At 70.4% G+C, this 16,342-nt stretch carries 17 protein-coding genes; 4 read left to right on the forward strand and 13 right to left on the reverse strand.

Annotation, left to right across the window (positions count from 1 at the left end; translation table 11 throughout):
* Positions 1-3: 3 nt before the first annotated feature.
* Positions 4-939, reverse strand: a complete 936-nt coding sequence (locus tag DFR74_RS06860) for an alpha/beta fold hydrolase (RefSeq protein WP_067502009.1) — start codon at positions 937-939, stop codon at positions 4-6.
* A 198-nt stretch (positions 940-1,137) separates the two neighbouring features.
* Between DFR74_RS06860 and DFR74_RS06865 the strand changes: the two genes are divergently transcribed.
* The 3 genes from DFR74_RS06865 to DFR74_RS06875 all read left to right on the forward strand — a co-directional run bounded on the left by DFR74_RS06865 (position 1,138) and on the right by DFR74_RS06875 (position 3,743).
* Positions 1,138-1,833, forward strand: a complete 696-nt coding sequence (locus DFR74_RS06865) for a TetR/AcrR family transcriptional regulator (RefSeq protein ID WP_232331584.1) — start codon at positions 1,138-1,140, stop codon at positions 1,831-1,833.
* Between the two features lie 121 nt (positions 1,834-1,954).
* Complete coding sequence (locus DFR74_RS06870) at positions 1,955-3,100, forward strand: acyl-CoA dehydrogenase family protein (RefSeq protein WP_067502003.1); 1,146 nt, start codon at positions 1,955-1,957, stop codon at positions 3,098-3,100.
* Positions 3,084-3,743 (forward strand): TetR/AcrR family transcriptional regulator, encoded by a 660-nt coding sequence (locus tag DFR74_RS06875; protein WP_067502000.1) that lies wholly within the window; start codon positions 3,084-3,086, stop codon positions 3,741-3,743. The genes DFR74_RS06870 and DFR74_RS06875 overlap by 17 nt, the downstream gene beginning before the upstream one ends.
* A 6-nt stretch (positions 3,744-3,749) precedes the next feature.
* Here DFR74_RS06875 and DFR74_RS06880 read toward each other — a convergent pair whose 3' ends face one another.
* Positions 3,750-4,109 carry a hypothetical protein gene (locus DFR74_RS06880; RefSeq protein WP_067501997.1) on the reverse strand — a complete coding sequence of 120 codons (360 nt, stop codon included), beginning with the start codon at positions 4,107-4,109 and terminating at the stop codon, positions 3,750-3,752.
* 336 nt (positions 4,110-4,445) lie between these two features.
* Here DFR74_RS06880 and DFR74_RS06885 point away from each other — a divergent pair, with 336 nt between their 5' ends.
* On the forward strand, positions 4,446-5,138 hold the full coding sequence (locus DFR74_RS06885) for a hypothetical protein (protein ID WP_067501994.1): 693 nt from the start codon (positions 4,446-4,448) through the stop codon (positions 5,136-5,138).
* On the opposite strand, the gene ligD is transcribed toward DFR74_RS06885, so the two are convergent.
* The 11 genes from ligD to DFR74_RS06940 form a co-directional block, all read right to left on the reverse strand.
* On the reverse strand, positions 5,135-6,139 hold the full coding sequence (ligD, locus tag DFR74_RS06890; RefSeq protein WP_067501991.1) for a non-homologous end-joining DNA ligase: 1,005 nt from the start codon (positions 6,137-6,139) through the stop codon (positions 5,135-5,137). The genes DFR74_RS06885 and ligD overlap by 4 nt on opposite strands.
* Entirely contained in the window at positions 6,136-7,224 is a 1,089-nt protein-coding gene (locus DFR74_RS06895) for an ATP-dependent DNA ligase (protein ID WP_198161647.1), read from the reverse strand. The genes ligD and DFR74_RS06895 overlap by 4 nt, the downstream gene beginning before the upstream one ends.
* Before the next feature lie 137 nt (positions 7,225-7,361).
* Positions 7,362-7,757, reverse strand: coding sequence for a cold-shock protein (locus DFR74_RS06900; protein ID WP_067501988.1), 396 nt, complete (start codon positions 7,755-7,757; stop codon positions 7,362-7,364).
* 33 nt (positions 7,758-7,790) lie between these two features.
* Entirely contained in the window at positions 7,791-8,891 is a 1,101-nt protein-coding gene (locus DFR74_RS06905; RefSeq protein WP_067501985.1) for an SPFH domain-containing protein, read from the reverse strand.
* A gap of 41 nt (positions 8,892-8,932) precedes the next feature.
* Positions 8,933-9,151 (reverse strand): hypothetical protein, encoded by a 219-nt coding sequence (locus DFR74_RS06910; protein WP_067501982.1) that lies wholly within the window; start codon positions 9,149-9,151, stop codon positions 8,933-8,935.
* A gap of 84 nt (positions 9,152-9,235) precedes the next feature.
* Complete coding sequence (locus tag DFR74_RS06915) at positions 9,236-9,943, reverse strand: MgtC/SapB family protein (protein ID WP_067501979.1); 708 nt, start codon at positions 9,941-9,943, stop codon at positions 9,236-9,238.
* A gap of 278 nt (positions 9,944-10,221) precedes the next feature.
* Complete coding sequence (locus DFR74_RS06920; RefSeq protein ID WP_067501976.1) at positions 10,222-10,848, reverse strand: TetR/AcrR family transcriptional regulator; 627 nt, start codon at positions 10,846-10,848, stop codon at positions 10,222-10,224.
* 46 nt (positions 10,849-10,894) lie between these two features.
* Positions 10,895-12,214, reverse strand: coding sequence for a pyridoxal-phosphate dependent enzyme (locus DFR74_RS06925; RefSeq protein WP_067501973.1), 1,320 nt, complete (start codon positions 12,212-12,214; stop codon positions 10,895-10,897).
* Positions 12,214-13,653 carry an alanine racemase gene (locus DFR74_RS06930; RefSeq protein WP_067501970.1) on the reverse strand — a complete coding sequence of 480 codons (1,440 nt, stop codon included), beginning with the start codon at positions 13,651-13,653 and terminating at the stop codon, positions 12,214-12,216. Before DFR74_RS06930 ends, DFR74_RS06925 begins: the two co-directional genes overlap by 1 nt.
* Entirely contained in the window at positions 13,650-14,933 is a 1,284-nt protein-coding gene (locus DFR74_RS06935; protein ID WP_067501967.1) for a heavy-metal-associated domain-containing protein, read from the reverse strand. Before DFR74_RS06935 ends, DFR74_RS06930 begins: the two co-directional genes overlap by 4 nt.
* The gene (locus DFR74_RS06940) at positions 14,930-16,219 is read right to left on the reverse strand and encodes an aminotransferase class V-fold PLP-dependent enzyme (protein WP_228788442.1); all 1,290 of its coding nucleotides are present in this window, start codon (positions 16,217-16,219) and stop codon (positions 14,930-14,932) included. The genes DFR74_RS06935 and DFR74_RS06940 overlap by 4 nt, the downstream gene beginning before the upstream one ends.
* Positions 16,220-16,342 lie beyond the last annotated feature (123 nt).

Below are 16,342 nucleotides of genomic sequence, written 5' to 3' on the forward strand. Positions count from 1 at the left end.
CGGTCATCCGCGCGGGATGCTGGGGTCGGTGGCGGCCAGGTCCTCGGCGAAGTTCGCCAGCGCCTCGGCCACCAGCAGCGGTTCGGTCACCGGCAGCCAGTGGTCGCCGGGGACGGCGCAGCGCCACAGCCGGTCCACCCAGCGGCCGCTGCCGTAGTAGAGGAACGGCGGCACCAGCACGTCGGTGGTATCGACCAGCAACTGCACGGGCACGGCGGTGGTGCGCGGACGCGGGCGCAGCAGTCTGCGCGGCAGGTTGGCTGCGGCGATGCGCGCGCCGGTGCGCAGGTCACGGCGCCAGGTGGGCGCGCACGCGGCGCGGGCGGGCGCGATGCCGCCGAGTCGTTCGATCAGCAGCGTGCGCACGCGCGGCGGGTAGACGACGCGTCCGGCGGCGGTGCGCACGGATTCGGCGCTGTGGCGCAAGAACTTCCGATCTGTCACGAGTCGCGCGAGCAGCCGCGGGCGCAGCGCCAGCTCGCGCAGTTGCGCGCCGAGGTGGTCGAGGTTGGGACCGGAGATCGCTGTGAACGACGCGATCCTGGTGTTGGCCCGCGGATCGCTCAGCGCCTCCCACACCTGGGTCGCGCCCCAGGCGTGCCCGCAGATGTGCGCGGGAGTGTGTGGGCTGACGGCGTCGAGCACGGTGAACAGATCGTCGGCCAGGCTCTCGAGGCGCAGGTCCGCGGTGGCGCGCACCCGGGAGCCGCCGTGACCGCGCACGTCGTAGGCGATCACGCGGAAGCCGTCGGCCAGCAGCACGGCCACCTCGGCCCACGCCCGGTGGGTGTCGGTGAGTCCGTGCACCAGCACGAACGGCGGCGCGGCGGGCTCGCCCCACTCGTAGACGGCCAGATCGCCGCCGGGGCCCGCGACGCGGCGGCTGCGGACCGGCCTGCGCGCGCCGGCGGAGTCGGTGGTGTCGGAGGAATCGGTCATCTGCTCGCCTCGGTCGGTCCCTGGCTGATCGGAGGTACCCGGATCGTACTGTCGGTACGTTCAACGATACTGACAGTACGTCACGCCGCTGGCAATGGTCCGGCCGTCTCGGACAGGTATGAACTGAGTCACCCTCCGTGACATTTGCCGCCGATCGACGGCAGTGACCGTACCGCCGGTACATGTATGCTCTCCGGCGTGGCCCGCACCAATGTCCGCCCCGCGCGCACGACGATCACCCGCGAGGAGATCGTCGACGCCGCGATCCGGGTGATCGACCGCGACGGTCCCCGCCCGAGCATGGACGACATCGCCCGCGAGGCGCGCATCACCAAACCCCGCCTGTACCGGCAGTTCGCCGACAAGGCCGACCTCTACACCGAGATCGGCGACCGGATGGCGCGCTCGGCGGCCGCCGCCGCGGGCAACGACCTCACGCTGGTCCTGCAACCGCCGCGTGCCGCGCTGCACCGCGTGCTGACCGGATACGCCGACAGTATCCTGGCGCACCCCAACGTCTTTCGCTTCCTGGGGCAGGCGCAGGTCAGCCAGCAGGCCGACGGTTCGGTATTGCAGTTCGATCTGGGCCGCGCCGCCGCCGGACGTTTCGCCAAGCAAGCGCGCGCGATCGTCGACGCGCTGCCCATCGAGGCCGACGGCATCGACTACCTGGCGCGCGCCGTGGTCGGCGTGGTCGTGGCGGTCACCGATCTGTGGCTGGGGGACTCGGGCCGGCCCGATCCGGAACGCACCGCCGAATTCGTCGACCAGGCCACCGAATTCGTGTGGGGGCTGATCGACGGATTCCTGCGCCGCCAGGGGATCGACGCCGATCCGGACACGCCCATCTTCACCACGCTCGCGGCCGTCGAGGCCGACCGCCCCGCCGACTGAGCGCTCTCGTTCGCCCGATCGGGACACCGCCGGGCCCGCATTGTTGACATCGTGCCAATAGTGCTGGACCCTGGTGCCACGGACCGGCGCCGAGGCCGGCCGGGAACGAAGGATCGGTGACATGGCGCGCGCGGCGTGGAGTGACGACGAGGTCGAGGCGGTACGCGAACTCGCGAGGACCTTCTTCGAGAAGGAGGTGGTCCCGCACGAGGAGAAGTTCGTCGCGCAGGGCCACCCCGACCGCCCCCTGTACAACCGGGCCGGGGAGCTGGGGCTGCTCTGTGCGGCCATTCCCGCCGAATACGGCGGGGGCGGCGGCACTTTCGCCCACGAGGCGGCGATCATCGAGGAGCAGGCGTTCGCCGGCGACGGCTCGCTCGGCATGTCGGTGCACAGCGCGATCATCGCGCCCTACCTCGCGGAGTTCGGCTCCGAGGAGCTCAAGCGCCGGGTGCTGCCCAAGGCCGCGTCGGGCGAGATGGTGCTCTCCATCGGCATGACCGAACCCGGCACCGGCTCGGACCTGCAGAACATCAAGACCCGCGCGGTGCGCGAGGGCGACGAGTACGTGATCACCGGCTCGAAGATCTTCATCACCAACGGCTGGCTCTGTGACGGCATCATCCTGGCCGTCAAGACCGACCCCACCAAGGGCGCGGCGGGCGTCTCGCTGATCTTCGCCGAGGTCTCCGACGACACCCCCGGCTTCACCCGCGGCCGCATCCTGAACAAGATCGGCGGCAAGGCCCAGGACACCGCCGAACTGTTCTTCGACGGGCTGCGCGTGCCCGCGTCGAATCTCCTCGGCGAGGCCGAGGGCCAGGGCTTCTACCAGATGATGCGGCTGCTGGCGCAGGAGCGGCTGGTCACCGCCGTGATCGCCACCGCCATGATGGAGAAGGCGGTCGAGCTGACCGTCGACTACACCAAGGGCCGCGAGGCGTTCGGCAAACCGCTGTTCGCGATGCAGAACACCAAATTCGAGCTGGCCGAATGCGCCACGCTGGCCCAAGTGTGCCGCACCTTCCTCGACGACGCGATCGTCAAGCACCTGCGCGGCGAACTCGACATCCGCACCGCCGCCATGTCGAAGTACTGGATCACCGACCAGCTGGGTATCGTGGTGGATCGCTGCCTGCAACTGTTCGGCGGCTACGGCTACATGACGGAGTACCCGATTTCCCAGCTCTACACCGGTGCCCGCGTCCTGCGCATCCTCGCGGGCAGCAACGAGGTGATGAAGGATCTCATTGCGCGGTCTCTCTGACACCCGACCCGAGAACGGGGCGGCGCCGTCCGACGGCTCGCCCCGCCGTCGTCGCCTGGAACCGGACGAACGGCGCGCCCAGATCCTGGCGTGCGCCATCGATATGTTCGGCGAACGCCCGTACGCGGCGGTCTCCACGGCCGAGCTGGCGCAGCGCGCCGGGGTGGCGCGCGGTCTGATCAACCACTATTTCGGCAACAAGCGCGATCTCTACCTCGCGGTGGTGCGCCGCATGGTGACGCTGCCCAAGCTCGCCGATATGACCGTGCCCACGGGCACCGACCGCGAACGCGTCGACGCCAGCGTCGCCTGGCTGCTGGACACCATCGCCGAACACGGCAGCACCTGGGTGAAGGTCACCTCGCACGAAGGGGTCGGCGACGATCCGGAGGTGCAGCAGATCCTGGACGAGGCCGATGACGCCGCCGCCGAGCGCACGCTGCTGATGATCGGGCTCGCCGGTTCCGCGCATCAAGCGGAGTTGCGCGCGATGGTCCGCGCCTACGGCGGCATGGTGAAAGTGGCCGGACGCGAATGGATCACCCGCGGCAACCTCACCCGTGAGCAGGTGCACGAGCTGCTGGCCGACGCCCTGCTGACGCTGGTCACCGAGACCATGCCGAAGGTCGGCCGGAAGCGCTGATCCCGGTCAGGCGGGCAGCTGCGGCGGGGTGTCCGACCGCACGGGTTCCATGCTGTAGCGCACGGTGCCCACGTGGCCGGGCGCGTGCCCGTGGCGGCCGTACTTGCGTTCGATCACTTCCTCGCGCCGGTGCTCGACGACCAGCGCGCCGATGCCGAGGATCCACAGTAGGGCGGTGACGACCGCCCCGACCTGCGCCCACCCGGTGAAGCCGTACCCGGCGGCGGTCAGGGTGCAGGCCATCGCGGCCACCCCGACGGCGCAGAGCACGATGCCGGGCATGTTGTAGTTATCTCCCAGCAGATCACCCGCTTGGGCGTGCCAGGGCCGGTCGTCCGCGGCCGGTGACTCGTTCTGTCCGAGCATCACATTCCTCCTGACCTCGTCAGCGCACGATCAGCGACGCCATCTGGTGCCCAGCATGCGCCTCGCGCCCGCGTGATCGCGAGCGTTGTGCCGAGTTCGTTATCCGGCGGCCGATCGGACAAACAGGTGGTGCGCAGCGGTTTCCTCCGTATTCTGTAGCTGATTTCGCCCGTCCGGGGCCCTCCGCGGTGACAGTGCGCCGCCGCGGGATGTGCTGTCCGGGCGGGTGTCGAAGCCGCCCGATCGGGCCCGCGTGGCCCGGCCGTGCGGTGGCGTTATCGGGGCGGGATCGGGTTACCGGGGCCTGCGCGAGAGTTGGATGCGAGAGGGACCTGGATGGCACGCACGCAAGGGCAGGAACGCGAGCGTTGGCCGCACGCATGGCCGGAGGAGCAGGAGGGGGAGGAGTACTACTACCAGGAGGACCACGGCCCCGCGCGGCCGATCGTGAACCCGTACGCGGTGATCGCGCTGGTGGCGGCGCTGCTACTGGTGTTCCCGGTCGCCCTGGTGTTCGGGTTGATCGCGTTCAGCCATCCGCGCGGGCGGGTGATGGCGACCTTCGCCCTGTTGCTCGGCGCGGCGCAGGTCGCGGCCGTCGCGGCGTTCTTCCTGCTGCCGGGCTCGCTGCTGCCCGAGACGGACTTCCTGTCCGGCGGTTCGACGCCGCCGCCGCCTTCGACGGTGGTCGTCACGTCCGTCGTGACGGCGACTCCCACGGCGGCGCCGCCCGCGGCCCCCGCACCCACCGCCGCCGTGCCCACCGTACGCAAGGGCGCGAGCTGCGACGCCGACGATGTGGGCGCCATCGGCACGGCCGAGGACGGTGGCACCTTGCTGTGCCTGGAGACCTCCGGCGCGCGGGGCGGCTACCAGTGGTCGGGCCCATACCACGTGGGCACCGGCTTGTTCGAGCCCGGCGAGCGCTGCGATCCGTCGATCGCCAGGACCGGCCGCACGGCGGAGAACCGCGCGCTGGTCTGCGAATCCGGGACCGGCGGGCAGACCTGGACGGAGTGGACGTCCTAGTCGGCGGTCTTGCGGGCCCGGCTGGGCTGCACGCGCGGCGGTTCGTTCGGCATCTTCGGGTACTGCGGCGGCCAGGGCGCGTCCATGAGTCCCGCGGCCATATCGCGCTCGGACATCTCCAGCAGCGGCGCGATCGACTGCGGCTCCCGGTCGGCCCACGGGTCGCCGCGTTCGGCGAGCCGGGCGGGCACGGTGGCGAGGGTGAGCTCGTCGGGCACGACGGTGTCGAGTTCGTTCCAGGAGATCGGCGTCGAGACCTGCGCGCCCACCTTCGGGCGCACGCACCACGCGCCGAACACGGTCTTGTGCGGGGCGTTCTGGTTGTAGTCGATGAACACCCGCTGTCCGCGCTCCTCCTTCCACCAGTGCGCGGTGATCAGGTCGGGGTGCCTGCGCTCCAGCTCCCTGGCCAGCGCCACGGCCGCGGCCCGGACCTGGTACCCGTCCCACTCCTCGCGCAGCGCCACGTAGATGTGCAGGCCGCGCGAACCGGAGGTCTTCACGCGCGAGTCGATGCCGAGTTCGGCGCACAGGTCGCGGGTGAGCACGGCGGCCTGCTTCAGGTCCTCGAAGGTGATGCCGGGCGAGGGATCGAGGTCGATGCGCAGCTCGTCGGCGATGCGCAGATCGCCGACGTGGTTGGGCCATACGTGGAAGCCGAGGCAGCCCTGGTTGACCGCCCACAGGATGTGCGCCAGGTCGTGGGCGACCAGCGCGTCGCTGGTGGTGCCGTTGGGCGTGGACACCTCGACGGTGTGCAGCCAGTCCGGCGCGGACTTGGGCACCCGCTTCTGGAACCAGGACTTGCCCGACGCGCCGTCGGGGTAGCGCTCGAGCAACAGCGGCCGGTCGCGCACCACGCCGAGAAACGGCTCGGCCACCGCTTGGTAGTAGCGCACCAGATCGAGCTTGGTCTCACCCCGCTTGGTGAAGTACACCTTGCCGGGATTGCTGATGGTGACCGTGCGCCCGTCGGTCTCGACCTCCACCGACTCGCTCACCGCGCGCCCTCCGCCTCGGCGAAGATCGCGCTCAACTCGGCGGGCGGCGCCTCGTCCAACTGCGCGTACGTACAGGATTCGGGGGTGCGGTCCGGGCGGAACCGCACCAGCCTGCCGCCGTGGCGCAACCGCCCCGACTGCACGTGCTCGTAGCGCACCTCGGCGACCAGTTCGGTGCGCACCGCCTCCCACGAGAGGTCCTTGCCGCCGGACCAGCGGCTCAGCCCGCCCGGCATCTTGCCCTCGGCCGAGGCCTGCGCGGCGGCGTCGGCCCACTCCCGCCACGGGTGGTGCTCGAGGGCGTTCTCGCGCAACGGTTTCAGCTCCTCGACCAGCTCCTTGCGCCGGGCCGCGGTGAAGCTGCTGGCCACGCCCACGTGATGCAGGTGGCCCTCGTCGTCGTAGAGCCCGAGCAGCAGCGAGCCGACGCCCTCGCCGTCCTTGTGCCAGCGGAATCCGGCCACCACGCAGTCGGCGGTGCGCTCGTGTTTGACCTTGAGCATCACCCGTTTGTCCTGCCGGTAAGGCTCGGCGTCGGCCTTGACCATCACGCCGTCGAACCCGGCGCCCTCGAACCGGGTGAACCAGTCGTGCGCGACATCCGGATCACGGGTGAGCGGGGTGAGGTGCACGCGCGCGAGCGCGGTGTCGAGAATGGCCTCGAGCCGGCGCCTGCGCTCGGCGAACGGCTCCCCGGTGAGGTCCTCGTCGCCGAGGGCGAGCAGGTCGAACGCCACGAAACTGGCGGGCGTCTCCACCGCCAGCTTGTTCACCCGCGAGGCGGCCGGGTGCAGCCGGTTCTGGAGCGTGTCGAAATCCAGCCCGTGCTCGGTGACCACCACGATCTCGCCGTCCACCACGCAGCGCGGCGGCAGCGCGGCGCGCAGCAGGTCGGCGACCTCGGGGAAGTAGCGGGTGAGTGGGCGGTCGTTGCGGGAGCCGAGCTCCACCTCGTCGCCGTCGCGGAACACCACGCAGCGGAAGCCGTCCCACTTCGGCTCGTAGGCGAGCCCGGGATCGCGCGGCACCTCGTGCACCGCTTTGGCGAGCATCGGCCGCACGGGCGGCATCACCGGTAGGTCCACGCGGTCCTCCTCGGGTCGTCGGTACCCACACCCGTACCGACGCCGCGAGCGCGCGGATTTCATCGGTCCGGACGCGAGACGGCGTCGCACCGATGGTATGCGCGCCCACCGACAGCGGCGGGCGCGCCGCGCGGAGGTCAGTCCAGCCAGCCGCGCTGGTCGGCGAAGGCGGTGAGACGTTCCCGGATGGTGAGGATCTCGCCCGCGGTGAGCGCGGGACTGGCGTCGAGCAGCAGTTCGGTGATCAGGCGGCGGTGCTCCTCGGCGGTGAGCTGGCCGGTGCCGGATCGTTCCTTCTTGGCGCGCGGCGCCGCGACGGGCGCGCCGCCGACGGCGCTGAGATTGACAGCTTTCGGACCGCGATCACCCTCGGTGACGTCGAACTCGAATACCCGGCCCTGGCGCAGTTCGTCCTCGTCGAGCCCGATGTCGTTCACGTGGACGAACACATCCGGTCCGCCGTCCTCCGGGCGAATGAATCCGAACCCCCGGGAACTGTCGAACGACACCAATTTTCCGATGGACACCAACACCCGCTCCTCGCCGCCGTCGCTACCTCGGCCACTTTAGCCCGCATTATCGTCCGTGTTGTTCGAAAGCGCCTTCTGAAGCGAGTTGAACACCGTCAAACCCTGTCCCACCATTCCGTTCACCAATTCACCGACGCCTTCGGGTCCGTTCAGCACGGTGAGATTGGCGCCGTGCAGGCCTTGGGAGGCCTGCTTGACGATTTCGGGCAGCTGTTCGATCAGCAGCTGGTCCAACGCGATCCGGTTGTGCGAGGCCGCGGCCTCGGCCTGGATCCTGGTGCGGTCGGCCTCGGCCTCGGCCAGGATGCGCACCCGATCCGCTTCGGCCTGAGCGGGTTTCACCACCTCGGACTGCAACTGCTGCTCGCGCAGGTCGGCCTCCTTGCGCGCCTGTTCGGCCTGCGCGGTGAGCACTTCCTGTTTGGCGATCGCCTCGGCGAGCGGGCCGGCTTGTGCCGCTTCGGCATTCGCCTTGTCGATATCGTGCTGGTACTGCGCGGTGAGCACCGCGGTCTCGCGCTGGTATTCGGCCTGCTTGCGCAGTGATTCCTGTTCGGCCTCGGCGGCACGCTGCGCGGCCTGGGCCTGCGCGATCTGCGCGTCGCGCTGCACGGCCGCGTTGTGCGGGGCGGCGAGCGCGTTGATGTAGCCGAGGTCGCCGTCGTCGATGGACTGGATCTGGAACGAGTCGACCGAGAGACCGATATTGCCCATCTCCACCTTCGAGGCCAGCAGGACCTCGTCGGCCAGGCGCTGGCGTTCGCGGATGATCTCCTCGACCGTCATCGAGCCGACGATGGAGCGCAGGTGGCCGGAGAAGATGCGCCCGGTCAGGATCGACATCTCCTGCTCCTGCTCGGAGAGGAAGCGCTGCGCCGCGTTCACGATCGAGGCGGTATCGTTGGCGATCTTGAAGGCGATCACCGCGCGCACGTCGAGCTGGATGGCCTGTTTGGTGACGCAGCGCTCCCGGATCTCGGCCTCGTACATGGCCAGCGATAGGTAGCTGACCTTGCGGAAGAACGGCACCACCCAGGCGCCGCGGCCGATGATGACGCGGAACGGCGCGTTGTCCTTCGCCGATCCGCCGCTCACCAGCATCGCTTCGTCCGGCCTCGGCACGTGATAACCCAGCACGGGTGTCTCCCTTTTTCGTTCGTTCGGAAATGTTCTGGCGACTATTCCGATGTCAGCGGAATCCAAGGCACGACGTCGACGATGCGCCCGGGATGCACCGCGACGATCAATACGGTGGCGCCCACCTCGATCGGCTCGGTGGCCCGCGCGATATACAACTCCGTCCCCCCGCGAATCGCGACCAACACCTCTCCCAGTGCCCCGGCGCCGCGGATGGGCGTGCTGATCGTCCCCGTCAAACCCTGCACGGGATCGGTCATCGCCTCGGAACTCCTCCGGTCGTCGTCGGGCGTGGTCAGCTTACTTGCGCCCGATCGTTTTTCGGTAACGAGTTCGCGACGCTGTCAGGCGCCGGCCGGATCGGGGGCGGCGACCCGCCAGCCGACGCTGGTGACCGAGGGCTCCAGCCCGATCCGGCTGACGGCGGATTCCATCTGCCGGTCGTCGCGCTGGTCGCCGAGCAGATCGGCGCGCACCTGCACGCGGCCGTCGCCGGTGTCGGCGCTGGACACCGCGACCAGCCGGAAGTCCGAGCGGGTCAGCGCCTGCACCAGCAGCGCGCGCACGTGCGCCTCGTGCGCGTCGTCGGTGACGGCGGCGAGTTCGTAGCCGACCGGCTCCTCGTCGCGCGCCTCGGGGCGGCGGTCGACGGCGCGCCCGACCGCCCGCAGCGCGATGTTCACCGTCACGATGGCGACGGTGCCCGCCAGCGCGGTGGCGAACATCCCCGCGCCGGCGAGCGCCCCGACGGCGGCCGAACACCACAGTGTCGCCGCGGTATTGAGCCCGCGCACGCTCAACCCGTCGCGGATGATGACACCGGCGCCGAGAAACCCGATGCCGGAGACGATTTGGGCGGCCACCCGGGTGGGGTCGGCCACGGCGCCCTCGAAACCGTTGGCGGACAACAGCACGAACAGCGTCGCGCCGGCCGCCACGAGGGCGTTGGTGCGCAGACCCGCCATGCGGGCCCGGTACTGACGTTCGAAACCGATCACCGCGCCGAGACCGACGCCGGTGAGCAGCCGCAGGATCATTTCCACCATCGACATGGCGCACTCCTCACGGAAAGGTCAGCGCACCGTCGAGGGCCGGTTCACCGGGGACGCGGGGCCACCGGTCCGGCGGGGGAGGTGTCGCTGGACGAATGGTCGGCTGACAGGGATATCGGACTGTTACCGCCGGGCATCCGGCTCACCTCCTTCGCATCGTGGAGATCGTCGGTGCTGAACGCGGCTGAGCCGCACGATTCGGCACCCGTGCGCCAGCCAGTAAACCCCGCGGACATACCGGGGGCAACCGGGTTGTGGCCGAGCACACCCGCGCGGGGTCAGTCGCGGTAGATGGTGCGGTAGGCGGTGAGCGTGGCGACGCAGTGGTCGACGATCTGTTCGCGCGTGGCCCGCAGCGAGCCGTTCAGCCAGGCCGAGAACATGCCCGCGTTGCCGCTGGCCATGGTGAGCGCGGCCAGCCTGCGCCGCACCGGGTCCTGGATGTGGGTGAACAGGTGGTCCTGGATGAGGCGGGTGAACGCGGGCATCACCGCGATGGTGGTCTGGCCGAGCCCGGTGCTCGAATACGGCTCGACGAGGAACAACCGCGATTTGCGCGGGTCCTCGAGCACCTTGTCCACCAGGATCTCGGCGAGGGCGCGGTCGCGCGAGGGGTCGTCGCCCGCGGCGAACGCGGTCATCGGCTCCAGGAATTCGTCGGCTACCTGCCGGTACAGCACGTCGAGCAGTTCGTCGCGGCTGGCGAAGCTCTCGTAGAAGTAGCGGTCGGTGAGACCGGCGCGGCGGCACACCGCGCGCATGGTGACCCCCGCGGCGCCCGCCTCACCGATGAGGTCGAGGGCGGCCTCGAGCAGGGCGACGCGGCGCGCCTCGCGGCGCTCGGTGAGCGTCGTTCCACCCCAGATCCGGGGCACACCGTCCCCTGCTTCCTGCCCTGTCTGCACCGAACCACCTTAATTCGTGCCGCGTCCGAGCCCGCGCGGCACCGGGTCAGGCGCTGCTTTCCAAGGGCTGACCGGCATCGCGCCACGCGACGACCCCGCCGTCCAGGCTCGCGGCGTCGTAGCCGGCGCGGCGGGCCAGCGCGGCGAACCGCAGCGAGATCTCCCCGACGGGGCAGACGAACACGACGGGCCGGGAGCGGGGGAACGGTATGCCGTGGGTGAGCATGTCGTCGAGCTGGTCGTCGCGGAGGTTGATCGCGCCGGGGACGTGGCCGATGCGGTAGGCCATCGCGCCGCGCGTGTCCACGATGGTGGGGCGGGCGTCGCGGTCGAGCTCGGTGAGTTCGGCGGGAGACAGGCGCGGGGTGGCGGCGAGCTCGGCCTCGGTGGGCCGGTGGCGGCCGGGTTTGCCGAACAGTTCGGGTCGGCGCTTCTTGATGTAGGAGAGGTATGGCTCGAGGCGGTCGCACACGATGATCACCGCGACGATCGGATCGTCGCTGCGCGAACGTTCCAGCGCGCCAAGGGTTTCCAGTGCGGCGGCGTAAGCCGCGCCGCTGGTGGGCCCGGCGAGGACGCCGAAGCCGGTGGCCAGGCGCAGGGTCGCGTCCACGGCGGCGCCGGAATCGACGGTGACGATGCGGTCGTAGAACTCCGGCTGGAACAGCCCGACGTCCCACATCTCGGTCTCCGACCGGATGCCGGGGATGAAGTCGGACCGCTCCGACACCACGGCCACCGTGCGCAACTCCGGATTGTGTTTGCGGAGATAGGTGGCCGCGCCGCGCGTGGAGCCGGTGGTGCCGAGGCCCCCGATCAGGTAGTCCACCCGGGTGATGCCGTCGGCGGCGAGATCGTCGTGGATCTCGCGCCCGGTGCCGAGATAGTGCGCCTCGACGTTCTTCTCGTTCGTGTACTGCGACGGATGGTGGTAGGCGCCAGGATCTTTCGCCATCGTCTGCTCGATGACCGCGTACACGTCGTTGGGGGTGGTGGGGTCGGGGCATTCGGACAGGCCGGGCAGTTCGACGATGTCGGTGCCGAGCAGGTGGAGCAGATCCCGGACCTCGGTGACCTTGATGCGATTGGTCACCGCCCGCAACCCGACCCCCGACAACCCGCCGAGCACACGCAGCGCCTTGGCGGTGTTGCCGCTGGACGCCTCGATGAGCGTGCGTCCTTCGGCGGCGAGCCCGTCGATCTCGTCGCGGATCATGCCCCACGCCACCCGGTCCTTGACCGAGCCGAAAGGGTTGTGCGACTCCAGCTTCGCGTACAGTTCCACCCCCGCCAGCCCGTGCCCGCGCGGGTCGAGGCGCAGCAGCGGCGTGTTGCCGATGAGGTCGGTGATGTGGTCGTAGCGCATCACATCACCTCGGCGCCGTTGCGGGCCGCGACAGGGGAGTACTCGTCGTCGGGGCAGATCTCGAATTCGCCGCCGCGGTGGACGACGGCGAACTTCGCGGCGGCGGGCCACCGGGAGGCCGAGGCGGCCGACAGGTCCGAGTGGTAGGCGGCGGTGTTCGGGAAGACCAGCAGGTCACCCGGGCCTGGTCGATGCGGCAACCACACCTTGCGCTGGGTGATCAGATCGCGTTCGAGGCAGAGCCGTCCGGCGAGGAACACTCCCACCGGCCCGGGGTCGGCGGGTGCGGTGGCGAGCAGCAGCGGGTCGACCATCACCTCCTGATCGGCCGGGGTGACCGCGTCGCGGCTGAGGTCGACGTGGACGAGGACAGTGCCGTCGGCGAGCTCCTTGGTGAATTCCACGCGCGCCACCGTGATTCCCGCGTGGTCGACCAGCGCCTTGCCCGGTTCGAGCCACAGGTCCAGGAGGTTGTCGGCGGCGACGGCCGCCACCGGGCGGCCGGCGTGCCGGTCCAAGGGCGCGTCGAGCAGGTCGGCGAGCATGCGGTCGGCGGGCACGGTGTTCGCGTACTTGTGGAACACGGGCGTGCCGTGCACCGCCGCGTCGTCCACGTGATAGCCGAAGGTGTTGTCGGCCCAGCTCATTCGCTCGCCCCGGCCGAGCAGGGAGTCGCGCAGCGCGTGGACGTAGGCGTCGAAACGGTCGGCATCGGCGGTGAACACCTGACGCAACCCGCCGCCGATGTTCAACACCGTGGGGGACAGACCCGCCGCGTAGGCGGATTCCACCAGCGTGAGGCAGGCGTCGATCGCGCGCACCCGTTCGGCGATCTCACCGGAGTCGAGGTGAAAGGCGAAGCCGCGGAAGGTGATCCGGCCGCGGTGCGTGGCCGCCAGGTTCAGCGCGTCGGCCGCGTGGTCGACCGGGATGCCGAACCGGCTGACCGGAGTGCTCGCGAATCCGGAGATCCGCAACAGGACCGGCACCTGCGCGCCGTCCTCCGCCAATTCCGTGAGGCGGGTGAGCTCCCACATATTGTCCACGTTGACGGTGACGCCGCACCGCACCAACTCCCGCAGGAACGCTTCGCCTTTCGGTCCGGTCACCTCGATGCGGGAGGGCGCGAATCCCGCCGCCAGCGCGCCGTGGAGTTCCCACGGTGAGGCCACATCGATCCCGATCCCCGCCGCGTGCGCCGCCGCGACGAACGCGCGCGAACGATTCACCTTGTGCGCGTAGCAGATCCGGTAGCGCGGTGATCTCGGCGTGAGCACGTCGCGCAGCCGGGCCACGTTCTCGGCGAACACCTGCGGGAACACCAGGTGGGTCGGTGTGCCCGCGCGCCGCACCGCCCGGTCGACGTCGTCGCGCGAATCCAGGAAGGCGCGCACCAGCGGATGGATCTTCGCGGGGAGCGCCGGGTGCGGCGCCGTCATACCGCGGATTCCGCTTGCGGGACTTCGGCTTCCGCGGCGGCCGGGTCGGGACGCTCCGCCACCGGGTTGTAGCCGCCGTCGCGCAACGCCTCGAATGCGCGGGCCCGGTTGCGCGGGCTGCGGAACTCGGTCACCACCCGCTTGCTCAGCAGGTCGATGTCGAGCACGTCGAGGCCCATGCCGGTGAGGATGCCGGTGATGGTGCGCACGCAGTGCTTGCAGTTCATGTCGGGGACGTAGAACACCTCGTCCGCCGCCGCGCCCGGCGCGTCGGCGTTCGGCTGCTGCTCGACGGGAATCTCGCGCACCCGCACCGCCGCGACGACGGCCGCGAACACCGCCACGAATCGGTCCACCACCTCGGGCAGGATGCTGTAGTGCTCGCCGTCGAGCCGGTGCGGCATGGCGGCCAGGCACGCGGGCCGGGTGCTCGGCGGCAGCAGGGCGTACTGGCGGGAGATGAGGTCCAGATCCTCGTGATACTTGGCGAGGGCGGCCGCCACGTCGAGCCCTTCCACCGTGGTGGCGCGCCGCATCACGGTGTGCGCCTCGGCGATGGTGGCGTCCTTCATGGCCCGCAGCGTCGCGACCGATTCGGCGGTGTAGCGCACCGTGCCGTCGGGCTGGGTCGCCAGCGTCACCGGGATCATGCCGCGCCGGTAGGTGGAGGCCTGCAACTCCCAGAACCACCGGGTCGCCACGGCGGCGAAGATGCCGGAATCAGCCATCCCCTTGGCGAATTCGACGGGTTCGCGATACGGGGTCTGGCGCGCCAGCAGGGCGTGCTGGGCCAGGGCCCGGCCGGTGGCCTCGAGGCCTACACGGAAGATCTCCAAGGGTTCGTGGTCGGTGGTGGTGCCCTCGAGGACCGCGCGATCCCGCGACCCGAGCGCGGCCGCCCGCTCGGCCAGGTCGGCGTTGTCGCGCAGCGAATGCCACAGCGCCAGCACGGTTTCCCGCGCCGCGATCGGCACGACCGGGCCGAGTCCGTCGGCGCGGTAGTGCCCGGTGTTGGGCACCCCGTCGCTGTCGGTCCACGCCATCCGGTGCGTCGCCGTGGTGACCTGGTACGGCTGGCACGGCCGCATGAACCGCTCCAGATACAGCCGCTGCGAGTAGTTCAGATGGCTGCCGGGCTCCGGACGCATGGTGGCGCAGGAGTATTCGAGCACGCGCGGCGCGGGCGGAGTGGTCTCGCCGTCGAACAGGCCGTCGCGGGCGAGGGTCGCCAGAATGCGGGAGGCCGCCCTCCGGTCGTAACGCGGGGTATCGATGGTCACGTGACCTCCTCGGCAATCGTCGTGACGCAGTCGGTGAACCGGTCGATCTCGTCGAGGGTGGTGTAGAGGTGGGTGCTCACCCGCACCGAATCCGGATCGGGATCGGCGCCCGGCGCGCAGTGCAGTCCTGTGCGGACCAGGAAGCCCGCCTCCCCGAGCACGAAACCCAGGTCGGCCGCGCTGATTCCGGCGAGGGTGAACGACACGATGCCGTGTCCCGTCGCGCACGGCGCGTACGCGGGGCCGGGCAGGAATTCGAGGCCGGGAGCGTCGCGCAGGCCGTCGATCAGCCGGCGCGTGAGCACGCGGTCGTGCTCGGCGATCTCGTCCAGGCCGAACGACTCCAGCACCTCGAGCGCGGCGCCCAGCGCGAGAATGCCGGGGATGTTGTGGGTGCCGCCCTCGAGCAGCTCCGGCATCTTCCCGGGGACCAGACCGGCGTCGGTGAGCGTCACGCCGGAGTTGCCGCCGGGCAGGAACGGCAGCAGCCGATCGTGGATTGCCCGGCGGCAGAACAGGATCCCGGTGCCGGGCGCGCCGAACATCTTGTGCGCGGCGAAGACCGCGAAATCCGCGCCGAGCGCGGTGACATCGACCGGCAGATGCCCGCCGCTCTGACTGCAATCCAGGCACACCAGGACGCCGGGGTCGAGGCGGCCGCGCAACTCCTCGAGCGTGGTGAGCCCGCCGTAGACGTGGTGCAGGTGCGAGGCGGTGAGCAGGCGGGTGTGCGGCGTGGTCTTGGCGAGGATATCGGCGGTGTCGGCCTCGCCGAGCGCCGTGGTGGCGTAGGGGATCAGCGTGATGCGACGGCCGAAGCGGGCGAGCAGGTCGCGCAGATGGAACCAGGGGTGCACGTTGGCGGCGTGATCGCGCGGGTTGTAGAGGATTTCGTCGCCGTCGGCGAGATTCGCCAGTCCCCACGACAGGGCCACGGCGTTGAGGGCGGCGGTGGCGCCCGAGGCGAAGACGATCTCGTCGGCGTGGGCCGCGCCGAGGAATTCCGCGGTGTGCGCACGCACTTCGGCGATCCGGGTGGTCAGCCCGGTCGCCCACCGGTAGGTGCCGCGCCCGGCGTTGGCGGTGCGCGACGAGTGGTACCGGTGCACGGCCTCGATGACAGGTCGCGGTTTCTGGGTGGTGGAGGCGCTGTCGAGATAGACCTCGGGTCCCTCGGCCAGCGCCGGGAACAGGGCGCGGACGCTGCCGGGCGGGGGTGGTGCGTAGGGGTTCGGGCGCGCGGCCGAGCGCCGGAGGGCGGGCGGGCCCGGTGCGGGTGACCCCAAGTGACGCTCCCTTCACGCGGATGCGCTCGGAACATCGATCAACGATACGCACTTTTCCGGGCGCGATCGAAGCTTTCACGTGGACAACGTGTTTCGCGGCCGCGCCAACTTGTCGGACCCCGG

Origin of the sequence: Nocardia puris (genome assembly GCF_003315035.1) — a bacterium.
Lineage (GTDB): Bacteria > Actinomycetota > Actinomycetes > Mycobacteriales > Mycobacteriaceae > Nocardia > Nocardia puris.

Bases quoted from the DNA above. Each gene is read 5' to 3' on its own strand.
- DFR74_RS06860 (WP_067502009.1), bottom strand. From the start codon at position 939: ATGACCGATTCCTCCGACACCACCGACTCCGCCGGCGCGCGCAGGCCG.
- DFR74_RS06870 (WP_067502003.1), top strand. From the start codon at position 1,955: ATGGCGCGCGCGGCGTGGAGTGACGACGAGGTCGAGGCGGTACGCGAA.
- DFR74_RS06880 (WP_067501997.1), bottom strand. From the start codon at position 4,109: ATGCTCGGACAGAACGAGTCACCGGCCGCGGACGACCGGCCCTGGCAC.
- DFR74_RS06885 (WP_067501994.1), top strand. From the start codon at position 4,446: ATGGCACGCACGCAAGGGCAGGAACGCGAGCGTTGGCCGCACGCATGG.
- DFR74_RS06910 (WP_067501982.1), bottom strand. From the start codon at position 9,151: ATGACCGATCCCGTGCAGGGTTTGACGGGGACGATCAGCACGCCCATC.
- DFR74_RS06915 (WP_067501979.1), bottom strand. From the start codon at position 9,943: ATGTCGATGGTGGAAATGATCCTGCGGCTGCTCACCGGCGTCGGTCTC.
- DFR74_RS06925 (WP_067501973.1), bottom strand. From the start codon at position 12,214: ATGCGCTACGACCACATCACCGACCTCATCGGCAACACGCCGCTGCTG.
- DFR74_RS06930 (WP_067501970.1), bottom strand. From the start codon at position 13,653: ATGACGGCGCCGCACCCGGCGCTCCCCGCGAAGATCCATCCGCTGGTG.